The 15,284-nt window shown below is 63.4% G+C and carries 12 protein-coding genes; 7 read left to right on the top strand and 5 right to left on the bottom strand.

Going from position 1 to position 15,284, the window contains the following annotated elements:
- Nucleotides 1-2 precede the first annotated feature (2 nt).
- Genes L0G76_RS08730 through L0G76_RS08720 form a run of 3 tightly spaced genes read right to left on the bottom strand, consistent with a single transcriptional unit; the run spans nucleotide 3 to nucleotide 3,480 of the window.
- Nucleotides 3-1,709: an ABC transporter permease gene (locus L0G76_RS08730; RefSeq protein WP_304356908.1), complete on the bottom strand. Its 1,707-nt coding sequence runs from the start codon at nucleotides 1,707-1,709 to the stop codon at nucleotides 3-5.
- Complete coding sequence (locus L0G76_RS08725) at nucleotides 1,706-2,758, bottom strand: ABC transporter ATP-binding protein (protein ID WP_304356907.1); 1,053 nt, start codon at nucleotides 2,756-2,758, stop codon at nucleotides 1,706-1,708. Before L0G76_RS08725 ends, L0G76_RS08730 begins: the two co-directional genes overlap by 4 nt.
- Nucleotides 2,755-3,480: a TetR/AcrR family transcriptional regulator gene (locus L0G76_RS08720; RefSeq protein WP_304356906.1), complete on the bottom strand. Its 726-nt coding sequence runs from the start codon at nucleotides 3,478-3,480 to the stop codon at nucleotides 2,755-2,757. The genes L0G76_RS08725 and L0G76_RS08720 overlap by 4 nt, the downstream gene beginning before the upstream one ends.
- A gap of 89 nt (nucleotides 3,481-3,569) precedes the next feature.
- On the opposite strand from L0G76_RS08720, the gene L0G76_RS08715 reads away from it, so the two are divergent.
- The gene (locus tag L0G76_RS08715) at nucleotides 3,570-3,911 is read left to right on the top strand and encodes an ArsR/SmtB family transcription factor (protein ID WP_304356905.1); all 342 of its coding nucleotides are present in this window, start codon (nucleotides 3,570-3,572) and stop codon (nucleotides 3,909-3,911) included.
- A gap of 65 nt (nucleotides 3,912-3,976) precedes the next feature.
- Nucleotides 3,977-4,465, top strand: coding sequence for an SRPBCC family protein (locus tag L0G76_RS08710; protein ID WP_304356904.1), 489 nt, complete (start codon nucleotides 3,977-3,979; stop codon nucleotides 4,463-4,465).
- Nucleotides 4,466-4,608: 143 nt separating this feature from the next.
- On the opposite strand, the gene L0G76_RS08705 is transcribed toward L0G76_RS08710, so the two are convergent.
- Nucleotides 4,609-5,928: an MFS transporter gene (locus L0G76_RS08705; RefSeq protein WP_304356903.1), complete on the bottom strand. Its 1,320-nt coding sequence runs from the start codon at nucleotides 5,926-5,928 to the stop codon at nucleotides 4,609-4,611.
- 120 nt (nucleotides 5,929-6,048) lie between these two features.
- Between L0G76_RS08705 and L0G76_RS08700 the strand changes: the two genes are divergently transcribed.
- Nucleotides 6,049-7,941 carry a BCCT family transporter gene (locus tag L0G76_RS08700; protein ID WP_304356902.1) on the top strand — a complete coding sequence of 631 codons (1,893 nt, stop codon included), beginning with the start codon at nucleotides 6,049-6,051 and terminating at the stop codon, nucleotides 7,939-7,941.
- A gap of 231 nt (nucleotides 7,942-8,172) precedes the next feature.
- Nucleotides 8,173-9,195 carry a class II fructose-bisphosphate aldolase gene (fbaA, locus tag L0G76_RS08695; RefSeq protein ID WP_304356901.1) on the top strand — a complete coding sequence of 341 codons (1,023 nt, stop codon included), beginning with the start codon at nucleotides 8,173-8,175 and terminating at the stop codon, nucleotides 9,193-9,195.
- Between the two features lie 165 nt (nucleotides 9,196-9,360).
- Here the strand turns inward: fbaA and L0G76_RS08690 are convergent, their stop codons facing one another.
- A complete protein-coding gene (locus tag L0G76_RS08690) occupies nucleotides 9,361-10,899 on the bottom strand; it encodes an alanine/glycine:cation symporter family protein (protein WP_304356900.1) in 1,539 nt (512 codons plus the stop codon).
- Between the two features lie 314 nt (nucleotides 10,900-11,213).
- Here L0G76_RS08690 and L0G76_RS08685 point away from each other — a divergent pair, with 314 nt between their 5' ends.
- The 3 genes from L0G76_RS08685 to L0G76_RS08675 all read left to right on the top strand — a co-directional run bounded on the left by L0G76_RS08685 (nucleotide 11,214) and on the right by L0G76_RS08675 (nucleotide 15,226).
- Nucleotides 11,214-12,845 carry an ABC transporter substrate-binding protein gene (locus L0G76_RS08685; RefSeq protein ID WP_304356899.1) on the top strand — a complete coding sequence of 544 codons (1,632 nt, stop codon included), beginning with the start codon at nucleotides 11,214-11,216 and terminating at the stop codon, nucleotides 12,843-12,845.
- Between the two features lie 261 nt (nucleotides 12,846-13,106).
- The gene (locus L0G76_RS08680) at nucleotides 13,107-14,198 is read left to right on the top strand and encodes an ABC transporter permease (protein ID WP_304356898.1); all 1,092 of its coding nucleotides are present in this window, start codon (nucleotides 13,107-13,109) and stop codon (nucleotides 14,196-14,198) included.
- On the top strand, nucleotides 14,198-15,226 hold the full coding sequence (locus L0G76_RS08675) for an ABC transporter permease (protein WP_304356897.1): 1,029 nt from the start codon (nucleotides 14,198-14,200) through the stop codon (nucleotides 15,224-15,226). Before L0G76_RS08680 ends, L0G76_RS08675 begins: the two co-directional genes overlap by 1 nt.
- The last annotated feature ends 58 nt before the right edge of the window (nucleotides 15,227-15,284 follow it).

Here is a 15,284-nt window from a genome sequence, read left to right as displayed (position 1 = left end):
CCTCACGCAGTGACCAGGTCCCGCCGCCGGAACCCCAGCATCCCCAGCCCCACGAGAACCACGGTCGCCGCGGTCAGGACCACGACCGCCTCGGCGGACAGGTCCTGGGCCGGATACTGGCCGATGTGGACGAAGACAGAGGTGTCGAGGACCGCCTCGTCGAGCTGCATCATCTGTCCGAACATGGCCATGCCGGCGCTGTAGACGAACACGAGCCAGACCAAACCCTGCAGCCTCGGCGCCCATCCGTAGAGTGCGAGGGCGAGCCCGAGGAGAATCCACACGGATGCGGTCTGCGCGACGTGACCGAGGACCGCCGGACCCATCAGCGACCAGTCACCGGTCGAGGCGGCGGCTCCCAGACCCTCGCCCACCCCTGCCAGGGTCATCAGCCAGAGTGAGCCGAGCAGGGTCACGAGTGTCCACGACAGCACCCACCGGCCGCGACCCACGGTTGTGGCGAGGACGGGCTCCGTGCGGAACCCTGCCTCCTCGGATCGCAGGCCAGACGCGGCGATGATCGCGTAGGCGCCGGCGATCATGGCGAAGTAGAGGGCCATGTAGCCGATGTAGCCGTCGACGATTCCGCGCGAACCGCCCATGATGTCGAGGATCTCCTTCGGCATCCCTGCTGCCCCGTCTTTCATGGCTCCGGTGAAGGATCCGAAGACGGCCGCCATGGTGAAGATACCGATCGACCACCAAGTCAGACTCGAACGCTGCAGGCGCAGCGCCAGTCCCGTGCTCGTCGACAGGCCGGATGAAGCGTGGGCCCGGCCGAGGCGGTCGGCGAAGATGCCGGCCGCCAGGTCACGGCGGGACTGGAGGAACAGGCTCACGGGGATGAGGACGACGACGGCCGCCACCGACAGCAGCAGCGGAGTCCATCGGTCGAGAGTGTACGGAGCCGTCTGCTGCGACCACCCCAGAGGAGAGAGCCATGACAGCCAGTCCAGGTCGCCTCCGGAGACGGCGGACATGTCGCCGAGACCGCGGACGACGAACGTCGCCGCCAGCACCGCACCGGCGATGCCCGATGCTGCGCGGGCGAACGAGGTCAGCTGCACTGTGACACCGGTGATCGCCGCGAACACGCAGCCGGCCGCGGCGATGCTCGCGCCGAAGAGAAGAGCAGAGGAGAAAGGATCGGGTCTCGCTTCGGAGAAGAAGAACGCCAGGGACATGAGGAATCCGGCCACGAGGTTCATCACCAGGGTGAGAACGAGCGCGGCGAGAAGCTGAGTGTGGCGGCCGGTCACGTTCGCCCGAATCAGCTCCGCGCGACCGGTCTGCTCCTCGGCCCGAGTGTGCCGGGTCATCGTCGTGATCGACATCATTGCGATACCGAGCATGAGGAAGACCCCGTACATGCCCACGACGAAGCGAGCGATTGTGATCTCGTCCATTCCGTAGCCCGGGCCGGTGATCAGCCCCATCACGGGGTTCTTTGCGAACACCGCCATTGATGACAGCGAGTTCTCGTCCATGACCAGAGCGATCGCGTTGGAGAAGTAGGCGGTGAGCGCGGCAAGGCTGAGGATCCAGATGGGCGCTCGCCACCGGTCTCGTCTGCCCATGAGCCGCAGCAGGGTCCACAGTCCTGTGATTTCGGAGCCGGCGTGGTTCTCGGCGTGACGGCCGTGGTGGGTGCGGTTCAGTCGTGCATTGTTGCGGTTGGGGGTGTCATCGGCGCTGGTCAGCAGAGTCATGATTTCTCCCTGGTGAGGATCCCCTTGCGGGGTCTGGTGCGGGTGCTCGCGGAGTCACTGCCCTCGGCGCGGTCTGCGCCGTTACCCGCGGATGAGTCGGCGGGGTCGCCACCGGTAGGGTCGCCGTAGTGGCGCAGCAGCAGCTGTTCGAGTGTCGGGGGAGTCGCCGTCAGCGATTGGATGTCGTGCTCGCCGAGGGCTCGCATGATGGCGGGGAGTTCGGCGGTGTCGGCGCTGAAGTGCAGCCGTGTCCCCTCGCGCACCAGGTCGTGGATGCCGGGCATGGTCGTCAACTGAGGAATGTCGGTCTCCACCTGCACGGCGACTGTCGTCCGGGACAGGTGGCGCAGGTCCGACAGGGCTCCGGATTCGACGATTCGTCCGGATCTGATGATCGACACACGATCGGCCAAGGCCTCCACCTGGGCGAGGATGTGGCTGGAGAGGAGAACCGTGCGTCCCTCCTCCTTCGCCTCTCTGATGCACTGCTGGAACACGGCCTCCATGAGCGGATCGAGGCCGGCGGTCGGTTCATCGAGCAGCAGGAGATCGACATGTGAAGCCAGCGCGGAGATCAGCGCGACCTTCTGCCGATTGCCCTTCGAATACGTTCGGCCCTTCTTGCGCGGATCGAGGTCGAAGCGCTCGATGAGTTCATCACGTCTGCGCGTGTCGACCCCGCCGCGCAGTCGCGCGAACAGGTCGATGGCCTCGCCTCCGGTCAGACTCGGCCAGAGTTCGACGTCGCCGGGGACGTAGGCGAGTCTGCGGTGCAGTGAAACCGCTTTCGCCCAGGGGTCTTCGCCGAGGAGGCTGATGCGTCCCAGGTCGTGTTTGAGGATTCCGAGCAGAATCCTGATGGTGGTGGACTTACCGGCACCGTTCGGACCCAGGAAGCCGTGGACCTCGCCGCGCGCGACGTCGAGGGACAGCCCGTCGAGTGCGCGCACCCGGCCGTAGCTCTTGACCACGTCCTGCATGGAGATGGCCGCAGGGTTGTGGTCGGCAGTCGCCGAGGTGGGCGTCCGGGTGCTTGTCGTTGTGGTCATGGCTGATCGCCTCCAGAAGGATCGGTGGGTTCGGTGGGTTCCGAGGAGTCGGGGGAATCGGGCGGGTCGGGCTCTCCCTCCGGTGTCGCGCTGAGGACGCCGTTGAGGTAGAGGTCGAGCAGATGGGGCGCGAGGCGTGTCATCGTCTCCGCCGTGTCGGCGGTGCCCAGCGATATCTGCAGCCGTTGGGCGAGTATTGACGGGGAGAGTGCGAGGACCGCGATCGTCGCTGCCTGCCCCCGGGGATCGTCGCTCTGCCGGAACGAATATCCGGCGAAGCCGTCGGCGATGTATTCCTCGACGAGGTCGACATAGTGCTCGAAGTATCGCTGGCCGTGTTCGCTGGGATCGAGCAGGGACTTCATGAGGTAGTCGATCTTCGTGCTCATGCCGGGATCGCTGAAGATCATCTGCATGGCGTGGGCAGCGTATTCGGCGTGCTTGGCCTTCGACTCGGTGATCGCTGTGAAGACGTGATCGTCGCAGGCCGTGCGCAGACCGTCCTTCGATCCGAAATGGTGGATGACGAGTCCGGGGGAGACCCCGGCCGCCGAGGCGATGCCGCGGATCGTCGATTTCGTGAAACCGTGCTCGGCGAATGCTGCGATGGCGGCCGTGAGGATCTTCTCCGCTGTCTCCGGTGAGGCATTGGGGGAGCGGGTGCGTCTCGTCTCGGGCGCGCTGGGCTTCTTCGAGTTCGAATCGTCGTGTGTTGAACGCATGTTTAATATTAAACGCGTGTTCAAGCGCAGTGTCAATGGCCGATCGAATGATCCTTGACGTACAACTATATGGTTGTATGATTCACGTTATGGAAGCACTTCTCGACGATCAGGTGGATGCGATGTTCCAGGCATTGGCCGATCGCACGCGTCGCGATATCGTGAGGCGAGTCATGGATGAAGAGCTTTCGGTGTCTGAGCTGGCTGATTCCTATGAGATGAGCTTCGCGGGGGTGCAGAAGCACGTTGCTGTGCTCGAGCGTGCTGGTCTTGTGTCGAAGCGGCGGGTCGGACGGGCACAGATCGCGCACGTCGAAATGGGCGCAATCCGCACTGTCGCCTCAATGCTGAACGAACTCGAGGACATGTGGCGTGCGCGGGTCCAGCGCGTCGATGACCTGCTGGCTTCGGATGAGGCCGACGGCCGATGAAGCGCCTGCCGGCCGATGAAGCGAACAAGCTGAGTCGAACACGATGAGTCGAACAGGGAGCAGTCATGCCAGTCATTGAAACCACCCACGACGAAGAGAATCTGACGTTGACGATGGTCGCCGAATTCGCGGCACCTCCCGAACGGGTCTGGGAGGTCTACGCCGACCCGCGCCAGCTTGAGAAGGTCTGGGGGCCGCCCACCTATCCGGCAACGGTGGTCGACCATTCTTTGGTGCCAGGGGGCCGGGTCACCTACTTTATGACCAGCCCTGAGGGTGAGAAGTTCTGCGGGCTCTGGGAAGTGTCCTCGGTCGACGCTCCGAGGCAATTGGCATTCCGCGACTATTTCGCGGACGAGGACTTCAACATCGATGAGTCGATGCCCGGCAGCAGCAGTGTCTTCACCTTCAGCGAGGTCGACGGGGGAACGCGAGCCACCTACGAATCGACCTTCGACTCCCTCGAAGGCCTCAAGACCGTACTCGAGATGGGCATGGTCGAAGGCGCCACGAGCGCGATGAGCCAGATTGACGACCTGCTTGCTCAGGACTGAGGCGGACTCGGCACGAGAATGCGAAACGGTTGGCAAGTTCTCTTCGATCTGAGACTCAATTATCGAAGAGAACTTGCCAACCGTTGGCGCAGCGGCGGCGCAGGCTCCAGCGGCGGTGCAGGCTCCCACATCTGCGAGGCGGCTCAGCGCTTGGTCTGTGCCTGCATCGACTTCGCCGGAGCCTCGGGTTTGACCGGGATGATGAGGAGCAGGCCGACGAAGAGCACGAGGAGGATCCCCAGAGTGCCGGCCCTCTGAAACCCGAGGAGTGAGATGAAGACTGCGAACATGGCCGGGCCAAGGAAACTCACGGCGCGACCGGTGGTGGCATAGAGGCCGAAGTTCTCCCCAGCGCGCTCGGGTGGAGTGATCCGGGCCAGAAACGACCGGCTCGAGGCCTGCACCGGTCCGACGCAGAAGCTGAGCACAAGAGCGCAGGCCCAGAACACGCCCGGGCTGTCGCTGAAGAGGATCGGCATGCCGCCGATGAGGATGATGATGAGTCCGGCGATGATGACGGGCTTCGGGCCGAGCCGGTCATCGAAGTATCCGGCGATCATGGCCCCTGCGCCGGCGGCAACATTGGCGGCCACGCCCAGGATGATGATCTCCGAGGCTGAGAAGCCGTAGCTGCCTGCTGCGAGGACTCCGGCGAAGGCAAAGATCGCGGCCAGTCCATCGCGGAACACCGCCGAGGCGATGAAGAAGCGCAGCGTCTGGTGCTCCTCCCTCCACATCCGCACGAGACGCCGGACGAGTGCGACATAGTCGGCGATGAATGCCCGGATTGGATGCCCACACGAGGGGTTTGAGGCTTTGGCACTCGGTGCGGTGAACAGCACCGGCAGAGCGAAGAGCGCGAACCACACCGCGGACAGGGCGGCGACGACGCGGAAGCGCATGCCGCCGTCATCGCCGGCCCCGAAGAGTCCCACCTCGGGCTGGATGACGAGGACGAGCAGGATGACGAGGAGAACGAGTCCGCCGGCATAGCCCATGCCCCAACCGAAGCCCGAGACCTTCCCGACGTTGTCAGGGTGGGTGATGCGAACCATGATGCCGTTGTAGGACACCTCGGCGAATTCGAAGAACACGCTACCCATGGCGATGAGGAGGAGACCCAGCCACAGGTATTCGGGGGAGTCGCGGACGAAGAACAGGCCGAACATCGTGAGGATGACGATGCTCGTGTGGACGCCGAGCCAGAGCTTGTGGCGACCGCCGGAATCGGCCCGCGTGCCGGCGGCCGGTGCCACCAGGGCGATGATGAGTCCGGCCGCTGCCGTCGACCAGCCCAGCGCAGTGGAACCGGCCTCCTCGGTCGCGGCCACGCTCTTCGTCAGATACGGGGCGAAGACGAAGGTGATGATGACGGCGTTGAAGGACGCCGACCCCCAGTCCCAGAGGGCCCAGCCGAGGATTCTCGAACGTGATCCAGCCGCCGGCGTCGGTTTCGTGTGCATGCCGCCACTGTACTGACTCCACGGTCAGGTCCTGGGGTGAAACTGAGAATTCGCTTGAAGTTTCACTGCAGGTGCGGCAAAGTGGGTCGATGGTCATACGTACGCTATGCAAAGGACACCATGTCTAACTCAGACGGCGACGACTCTCGGGTGGAGCAGTCCGCGGCCGGGGGGTCGGGCCAGAATCCCGACAGCAGCGCCACCGACGATCCGAACTATCTGTTCGGACACCCGGATCCAGTGGAACTGCACCTGCCGCACAGGCTGCACATCGGAGACAACGACTCGGACGACGAGATCACGGAGAAGCTCCGTCGTCAGGGTGTGCGCATAGGCAAGGGCATGATCGCCCCCAGGGTCTTCTGGCCCGCACTCATCGTGATCGTCGCCGTCGCGCTGCTCGCGATCTTCATTCCCGACGGCACGGGGGCCGTGTTCTCGGGGATCCAGAACTGGATCGTCAGCTCCCTCGGTTGGTACTACATGCTCATCGTCGGGCTGTTCGTCGCATTCGCGATCTTCATCGGTCTCTCGAAGCACGGCAGGATCCGCCTCGGCAAGGACGACGACAAGCCCGAGTTCGGTCTCCTGTCCTGGTTCGCGATGCTCTTCGGAGCCGGAATGGGAATCGGCCTCGTCTTCTACGGTGTGGCCGAGCCGCTGACCTATGCGACCACCGGGGCCAAGCCCGGCTGGCCGGGCGGAGAGGTCGAGAACGCCCAGATGGGCATGGCACAGACCTTCGTCCACTGGGGACTGCACCCATGGGCTCTCTACGCCGTGCTCGGTATGGCACTGGCCTACGCCATCCACCGCCGCGGGCGTCCCCTGTCCATCCGCTGGGCCCTCGAACCCCTGCTCGGCAATAGAGTCAAGGGCTGGGCCGGCGACACGATCGACGTCATCGCGATCTTCGGCACCGTCTTCGGCATCGCGACCTCTCTGGGCCTCGGCGTGCAGCAGATTTCGGCCGGACTCAAGCACATCGGCGTCGTCGGCGAGTACGACAACACCTTCCTCATCATCCTCATCGTCGTCATCACCTTCCTGGCCACTCTGTCCGTGGTCTCGGGCGTGGGCGCGGGAATCAAGTGGCTGTCCAACATCAACCTGACGATGGCAGGCATCCTCCTCGTTTCGGTGCTGGTGCTCGGGCCGACTCTCTTCCTGTTCCAGAATTTCGTCGAATCCCTCGGTGTCTACCTGGCGAACGTCCTCGACATGACCTTTGACATCGGTGCCTACACCGGTGGCGAAGGCGCTGAATGGAACTCCGCGTGGACTCTGTTCTACTGGGGCTGGTGGATCTCCTGGGCGCCGTTCGTCGGTGTCTTCATCGCCCGCATCTCGAAGGGGCGCACCGTGCGGGAGTTCATCGCCGGTGTCCTCCTCGTCCCGTCGATCGTCGGCTTCTTCTGGTTCTCCGTCATGGGCGGCAGCGGAATCTACCGTCAGATCTTCGGCAGCGGCGACCTGGTCGACCCGGAAGAAGGAGTCGTGGCCGAACGAGTGCTCTTCGACGTCCTGGGCGGCCTTCCGCTCGGTTCGATTCTGTCGGTCCTGGCGATCATCCTGGTGGCGATCTTCTTCATCACCTCATCGGACTCCGGATCGCTCGTCGTTGACATGCTCGCCTCGGGCGGACATCCGAATCCGCCGCTGTGGTCACGTATCCTCTGGGCGCTGATGGAGGGCGCGCTGGCGATCGGCCTGCTCTGGGCAGGCGGTCTCGGTGCGCTGCAGGCGGGATCACTGATGACGGCGCTGCCGTTCAGCGTGATACTCATCCTCATCTGCGTCGCGACGCTCAAGGCATTCAGCAAGGAGTCCAAGCGGAACGCGGACCTCGATGCCGCCGCCTCCTATCACGAGGTGAGTGAGCACCTGGCCGACGACTTCGACGAATACCTCGGCGACAAGGTCGACGAGCGCATCGACTATCGACTGTCACGGACCAAGGGCGTGTTGAACAGGGCGCCCAAGGAGGAGCGGAAGCCCAAGGGCTCGCGGTAGGGGCCTGCCTTCCGCAGGCATCTGCCTTCCGCAGGTATCTGTCTGCGGCAGGGCCCGTCGAAGCAGCAGAGGCGACCAGGGTATTGATCCTGGTCGCCTCTGCTGTCTGCGTTTTCGAGGAGGAGACGAGAATTCTCCGTGCACGGCGAGGACCGCTTCAGCTGGCTACGGGAGACCGAGTAGTCTGGGGGCAACCGAAAGCGCATTGAATCCACCGATCAAGGAGCCCGTATGCCCATTGCAAGCCCCGAAGTGTATTCCGAGATGATCAACCGGGCGAAGTCCGAGGGCTTCGCCTACCCGGCGATCAACTGCACCTCCTCGCAGACGATCAACGCAGCCATCCGCGGTTTCGCAGAGGCCGGTTCCGACGGCATCGTCCAGATCTCGACCGGCGGTGCCGAATACATCTCCGGCCCGACGATCAAGGACCGCGTGCGCGGTGCCGTCGCGTTCTCGGTCTTCGCCGCCGAGGTGGCCAAGAGCTACGACGTCAACATCGCTCTGCACACCGACCACGCCCCGAAGAAGGAGGTCGAAGAGTGGGTGAAGCCGTTGCTCGCCCTGTCGACCGAACGCGTGAAGAAGGGGGGAGAGCCCTACTTCCAGTCGCACATGTGGGACGGTTCCGCGGTCCCTCTGACGGAGAACCTCGTCCTCGCCGAGGAGCTGCTGGAGCTCTCGAACGCTGCGCGCTCGATCCTCGAGATCGAGGTCGGCGTCGTCGGCGGCGAAGAGGACGGTGTGGAGAACGAGATCAACGAGAAGCTCTACACCTCGGTCGCCGACGGTCTGGCCACGGTCAAGGCTTTGGGTTCCGGCGAGAAGGGCCGTTACCTCACGGCTCTGACCTTTGGAAACGTCCACGGCGTCTACAAACCGGGCAATGTGAAGCTGCGGCCCGAGCTGCTCGGTGAGATCCAGACTGACGTCGGCGCGCAGGTGGGCAAGGACAAGCCCTTCGACCTCGTCTTCCACGGCGGCTCGGGATCGAGTGCAGAAGAGATCGCCGAGGCGGTCCGTCACGGAGTCGTGAAGATGAACATCGACACGGACACCCAGTACGCCTTCACCCGTCCCGTCGTCGAGCACATGTTCCGCAACTACGACGGCGTGCTCAAGATCGACGGAGAGGTCGGAAACAAGAAGATCTACGACCCGCGTGCCTACGGCAAGGCGGCGGAGGCCGGCATGGCCGATCGCATCGTCGAAGCCTGCCAGAACCTCGGCTCCGCGGGCACCAGCCTGAAGTAACGCAGCCACGCCGGAGCGGCGCTGCAGCACAGCAGTGCGACACCGGCTCCGGCAAACAGGTCGGGCGATACGATGCGAGGTCCGGGACGCCATTGTCCCGGACCTCGCATCGTATTCACTTGTGTTCGGCCGTGGTGAGGCATTCGCCTCCGCCGAGCGGGCCGATCAGCCCTGTGGGGTCGCAGCGCCTGCTGGGGCCCGTTCGAGGCGCTTCTCCCAGAACTCGGCGTTGCGGATATTCAGACTGCTCGGATCGAAGACCGGATCCAGGCCCTGCTTGGTCTGACGTTCGAAGTCCCGGAGGAGCTTGAACGCCGGCTGCTGCAGAATGAGGATCGAGACGATGTTCAGCCACGCCATGAGCCCGACGCCGATGTCACCGAGAGCCCACACACTGCCGGAGGTCGACGTCGCGCCGACGGCCACGGCGACGAGGATCAGCAGCTGCAGGACGCGTTTGCCGACCGCGAGGACCATGGGGTTCTTGGCCTTGCCCAGAAGGTACACGAGGTTCGTCTCTGCCATGTAGTAGTAGGCGACCATCGTCGTCAGCGCGAAGAGGAAGATCGAGATCGCGATGAAACCGGCGCCGAAGCCCGTCATCATCGAGTCGAGACCGGCCTGCGGCCATTTCTCGCCCGGAGTCGCAGCGATCTCCTCGACCATCTGTCCGCGGCCCGTGCCGATGATGGTCGCACCGTCGGCGCCGAAGACCCTGTACATGCCGGTGGAGAGGATCATGAACGCAGTCGCCGAGCAGACGAACAGGGTGTCGATGTAGACCGAGCCGGCCTGGACGAGGCCCTGCTTGGACGGGTGCGAGACCTCGGCCGCCGCAGCTGCGTGAGGTCCGGTCCCCTGCCCGGCTTCGTTCGAGTAGATCCCGCGCTGGACGCCCCACTGGACGGCCATGCCGATGATTCCGCCAAAGGCAGCTTCCTGACCGGCGTCCACCCCGAAGGCGGACGTGAACACGAGTTCGATCACCGGGATGATCTGGTCCGCGTTGATGAGGGTGACCGCGATCGCAGCGATGATATAGAGGACGGCCATGAATGGAACGGCCAGCGAAGCGAAGTGGGCGATGCGCTTGATGCCGCCGATGACGATGAAGCCCATGATGATGACGAGGACGATCGCGGTGGCCCAAGTCGGGACGTCCCAGGCGTTATGCACGGCACCGGAGATGGCGTTCGACTGGATGCCGGGAAGCATGAAGCTCATCGCCACAATGGTGACGAACGCGAACACCATTCCGTAGACCTTGAACAGGCCTTTCGCCTTGGTGTGCCGGTAGGCCTTCTCGATGTAGAAAGCCGGTCCGCCGCGGTATTCGCCGGACTTGGGGTCCTGCTCCTTGAAGACCTGGCCGAGAGTGGACTCGACGTAGGAGGTGGATGCCCCCAGCAGGGCAGAGATCCACATCCACACGATGGCACCGGGCCCGCCGAAGCCGATGGCGGTGGCGACGCCGGCGATGTTGCCGACTCCCACGCGACCGGCCAGTGACATCGCCAGAGCCTGGAATGAGGAGACGCCCTCATTGGAGCTCCTGCCACGGAACATCTGGCGGAAGATCGCCTTGATCTGACGGATCTGGACTGCGCGGGAGCGGATCGTGAAGTAGACACCGGCACCGAGGCACAGGTAGACGAGAGCAGAGGACCAGATGATGCCGTTGAGCCATTCGAGGACTGCGGACACGCTTCTCCTATCAGGGGAGGCAGAGGGGGTTCGACGTTCTTCGTGTGCAGGCACAGCGAATAACGTGAGTTTCCGCTGTGATTGACCTCATAAGTCAAACGGATTGAGACCTGTGACGCAAATTCAACGGGCGAAGCCCGAGTTCTCGGGTCAGGGTGGGCTTTCGGCGCGGTCGTCGACATGTTTCAAAGTGGTGACAGTGTGCCTCGAATCATAATGGTCAGTTCACTATTTGGGACGCGTTCCGTAAGATGTGGTGCGGATCTCTCCGAGCAAAGACGACACGGAGAGCACTTTGGATGACAAGGAACACAATGAAACGTCGAACTGGTGCAAAGGCAGTGGCCATCGCCGCTGCCGGCGCTTTGCTACTGTCGGCATGCTCGACCTCGACCACTGGTGGAGACGGCGACGGTGGCGGTGAATCCCTCACAGTGGGCACCACAGACAAGGTAGTCGCCCTAGACCCGGCCGGTGCCTATGACAACGGGAGCTCGCTCGTCGAACAGCAGGTCTACCCGTTCCTCCTGGCGTACAAGCCGGGCACTGCGGAGCTCAACCCCTCCATCGCGGAGTCCGCGGACTTCAGCGAACCGACCAAATATGAAGTCAAACTCAAAGACGGAATGAAATTCGCCAACGGCAACGAGATCACATCCTCGGATGTGAAGTTCTCGTTCGATCGACAGCTGGAGATTCAGGATCCGAACGGACCCTCGTCCCTCCTCGGCGGCCTGGAATCGGTGGAGACGCCGGACGAGTCCACGGTCATCTTCAACCTCAAGCGCAAGAACGATCAGACTTGGCCCGGCGTCCTGGCCAGCGCTGCGGGACCGATCGTTGATGAAGACGTGTTCGAACCGGACAAGATCACCGAGAATCAGGCCATCGTCGACGGCAAGGCCTTCGCCGGCCCCTACACGATCGCCGGGTTCGACTTCAACAAGTTGATCACGTACAAGGCCTACGACGGCTACCAGGGCTACCTGGAGCCGGCGAAGACCGAGACCGTGCAGATGAAGTACTTCTCGGATGCCAACAACATGAAGCTCGACGTCCAGGAGGGCACGATCGATGTGGCCTGGCGTTCGCTCTCGGCTACCGACATCGAAGACCTCGGCACCAAGGAGGAACTCAAGGTTCACAAGGGCCCCGGTGGCGAGATCCGCTACATCGTGTTCAACATGGACACGATGCCCTTCGGCGCGAAGACCGATGATGCCGATGAGGAGAAGGCTCTGGCCGTACGTCAGGCCATGGCCGACTCGGTCGATCGCCAGGCGATCGCCTCACAGGTCTACAAGGACACCTTCACCCCTCTGTACTCGCACGTCCCCGAGGGGCTGCCTGGTGCCGACAATCCACTCAAATCGGAATACGGAGACGGGCAGGGCGGTCCCGATGTCGACAAGGCCAAGAAGGCCCTCGAGGACGCCGGCGTCGAAACCCCGGTCGAACTCAACCTGCAGTACAACCCCGACCACTACGGACCCTCCTCGGGTGACGAATACGCCCTGGTCAAGGATCAGCTGGACAAGACGGAGCTGTTCGATGTCAACCTCCAGTCGACCGAATGGGTGCAGTACAACAAGGACCGCACCGCCGACGCCTACCCGATGTACCAGTTGGGATGGTTCCCGGACTACTCGGACGCGGACAATTACCTGGTGCCCTTCTTCTATGACACGGACAAGACCCCGAGCTTCCTGGGCAACCACTACCGTGACAAGACGATGAATAAGGAACTGAATGCTCAGTCCTCCATCGACGACAAGGGCAAGCGCGCGGAAGCGCTGAAGAAGATCCAGGGTCAGCTTGCCGAAGAGCTGCCGACTCTGCCGCTGCTCCAGGGCAGCCAGATCGCGGTCTCCGGCAAGGACGTCAAGGGCGTCGATGACACCCTCGACCCCGCGTTCCAGTTCCGGTTGGCGCTGCTGAGCAAGTGAGCACTGCCGAACCAGTGACCACTGTCAAATCAGTGAGACCGCGAACCACACGCGTCGCCACCAGTGTGAGCGTGCGCACGGCAATGCCCCGACGAGCACCGAACTGATCGTCGACACGAGGTGCAGGTGAGCCCCGTCCGGCCCACCTGCACCTCGTGGTGCGTTCGCACCCGGCGCCCGGGCGGCGTCACGATCGACGCCCGATGAAATCACCGTCGACCGACGCCACAGCCGTCTATTGACGAAAGCCAAAAGGAACACATGTCTGCAGTCATCAGCGAACCAGAGGCAGAAGCCGCCGAGACTTCGGTCGCGGTGAAGAAGCCCGCGGGAGGCGGATTGGGACGCTACGTCCTCGTCCGATTCCTCCTCATCATTCCCACCATCTTCATTCTCACCACACTCGTCTTCTTCCTCATGCGCATCACCGGTGACCCGATCACCGCATCCATGGGCGGACGCCTGACCCAGGCCCAGCTGGCCGAGCGCATCCAGGCCGCCGGCTACGATCGCCCACTTCTCGTCCAGTACTTCGAATACATGGGCAATCTGCTCAAGGGCGATTTCGGCACAGCAATCTCCGATGGACAGCCCGTGTCGAGTATTCTCCTCAACTACGGAGCCGCGACCGTCGAGCTCGTCTTCTACGCCCTCATCGTCGCGTTGATCCTCGGCATCCCCCTGGGAATGCTCGCCGCCTACCATCGGGACAAGGCGCCGGATGCCGCGCTGCGCATCCTCGCGATCCTCGGCTATGCCACCCCGGTGTTCTTCGCCGGCATGATCCTCAAACTGATCTTCGGAGTCTTCCTGCCCATCCTGCCCATCGCAGGGCGCGGAACCACGCAGACCGAATACATCATGTCCGGGGTGGTCTCTCCCACCCAGATCTACCTCATCGATGCGATCCGCATCGGCAATTTCGAAGTCCTCGGCGATGTGCTCGCCCACGCGGTCCTGCCCGCCGTCGCCCTCGGTGTGCTCACAGCAGGGGTCTTCCTCCGCCTCGTGCGCACCAACCTCATCGGCACCCTGGGCCAGCAGTACATCGACTCGGGGCGGTCCCGCGGGATCTCCGAATACCGCCTGGTCACCAAGCACGCCTACCGTCCGGCGCTGATCCCGATCATCACCGTCATGGGCATGCAGATCGCGCTCATGCTCGCCGGTGCAGTGCTCACGGAGACGACCTTCGGCTGGCAGGGCCTCGGCTTCAAGCTGGCCGAATATCTCACCGCCCGTGACTTCGTCGCCGTCCAGGGAATCGTGGTCTTCCTCGCCGTCATCGTGGCGCTGACCAACTTCCTCGTCGACGTCATCGCCGCCTTCATCGACCCCCGAGTGAGGTACTGATGTCCACTCCAGACAACACATCGCAGGCACCAGACAATCAGGCCAGAAAATCCTGGTTCAGCCGTCTTCCGATCGTCTCCCACCTGCGGCAGTCGGTCGGCCTCCAGCGAGGGATGCTCATCACCGGGCTCATCCTGTGCGGCATCGTCCTCATCTGCGCGATCTTCGCGCCGTTGATCGCCCCGTACGGCTTCAACCAGCTCGGCACCGCCGACGGTAACTTCGGGTCGAAGTTGCCACCCGGCGGCACCCACATCTGGGGTACGACGGTCGGCGGCTACGACGTTTTCTCCCGCGTGGTCTGGGGCGCCCAGACCGCAGTGTCCGTCATCATCGTGGCCGTGATCATGTCGATCTTCGCCGGTGTCATCCTGGGACTCATCTCGGGCTACCTCGGCGGCTGGCTCGACCGGATCCTCGTCGTCATCGCCGACGCGGTCTACGCCTTCCCGACCCTGCTGCTCGCTCTCGTCATGTCGATTGCGATCTCCGGGGGGCAGTCGAGTGCGTGGGGCGGCATCGCTGCGGCTGCGTTCTCGATCACCGTGGTCTTCATTCCGCAGTACTTCCGCGTCGTCCGCGCGGAGACTCTGCGACTCAAGGCAGAACCCTTCGTGGAATCCGCGATCGTCCTCGGTGCCTCGAAGACCCGGATCATCTCGAAGCACATCTTCCGCAATGCCACGCGCACCCTGCCGCTGATCTTCACCCTCAACTCGTCCGAGGCGATTCTGACTCTGGCCGGGCTCGGGTTCCTGGGCTTCGGAATCGAACCCACCTCGGCGTCGGAATGGGGATACGACCTCAACAAGGCGCTGCCGGATGTGACCAGCGGTGTGTGGTGGACCTCCGTGTTCCCGGGCCTGGCGATCGTGCTCACGGTCCTGGGCATCACCCTGGTCGGTGAATCGATGAACGACCTCAACGATCCGCGTCTGCGGGTGCGTCGTAAAGCGAAGACGAGGGGCGCCAAGGCCGCGAAGGCCGTCACCTCATCGAGCGACAACGAGACTGCGGAGGCCAAGTGATGAGTGAGAACGTGGGAAACAACAGCACAGGAACCTCGGGCGGCACAGTCGACCCGGG

The sequence above is a fragment of the Brevibacterium picturae genome (assembly GCF_030453725.1).
GTDB lineage: Bacteria > Actinomycetota > Actinomycetes > Actinomycetales > Brevibacteriaceae > Brevibacterium > Brevibacterium sandarakinum_A.
Note: the sequence above shows the minus strand (reverse complement) of the source record. Positions and strands in the feature narration are given on the sequence as shown.

Coding starts and splice junctions, on each gene's coding strand:
- L0G76_RS08705 (WP_304356903.1), bottom strand. CDS start 5,928: ATGCACACGAAACCGACGCCGGCGGCTGGATCACGTTCGAGAATCCTC.
- L0G76_RS08730 (WP_304356908.1), bottom strand. CDS start 1,709: ATGACTCTGCTGACCAGCGCCGATGACACCCCCAACCGCAACAATGCA.
- L0G76_RS08680 (WP_304356898.1), top strand. CDS start 13,107: ATGTCTGCAGTCATCAGCGAACCAGAGGCAGAAGCCGCCGAGACTTCG.
- L0G76_RS08720 (WP_304356906.1), bottom strand. CDS start 3,480: ATGCGTTCAACACACGACGATTCGAACTCGAAGAAGCCCAGCGCGCCC.
- L0G76_RS08675 (WP_304356897.1), top strand. CDS start 14,198: ATGTCCACTCCAGACAACACATCGCAGGCACCAGACAATCAGGCCAGA.
- fbaA (WP_304356901.1), top strand. CDS start 8,173: ATGCCCATTGCAAGCCCCGAAGTGTATTCCGAGATGATCAACCGGGCG.
- L0G76_RS08710 (WP_304356904.1), top strand. CDS start 3,977: ATGCCAGTCATTGAAACCACCCACGACGAAGAGAATCTGACGTTGACG.
- L0G76_RS08685 (WP_304356899.1), top strand. CDS start 11,214: ATGAAACGTCGAACTGGTGCAAAGGCAGTGGCCATCGCCGCTGCCGGC.
- L0G76_RS08700 (WP_304356902.1), top strand. CDS start 6,049: ATGTCTAACTCAGACGGCGACGACTCTCGGGTGGAGCAGTCCGCGGCC.
- L0G76_RS08725 (WP_304356907.1), bottom strand. CDS start 2,758: ATGACCACAACGACAAGCACCCGGACGCCCACCTCGGCGACTGCCGAC.
- L0G76_RS08715 (WP_304356905.1), top strand. CDS start 3,570: ATGGAAGCACTTCTCGACGATCAGGTGGATGCGATGTTCCAGGCATTG.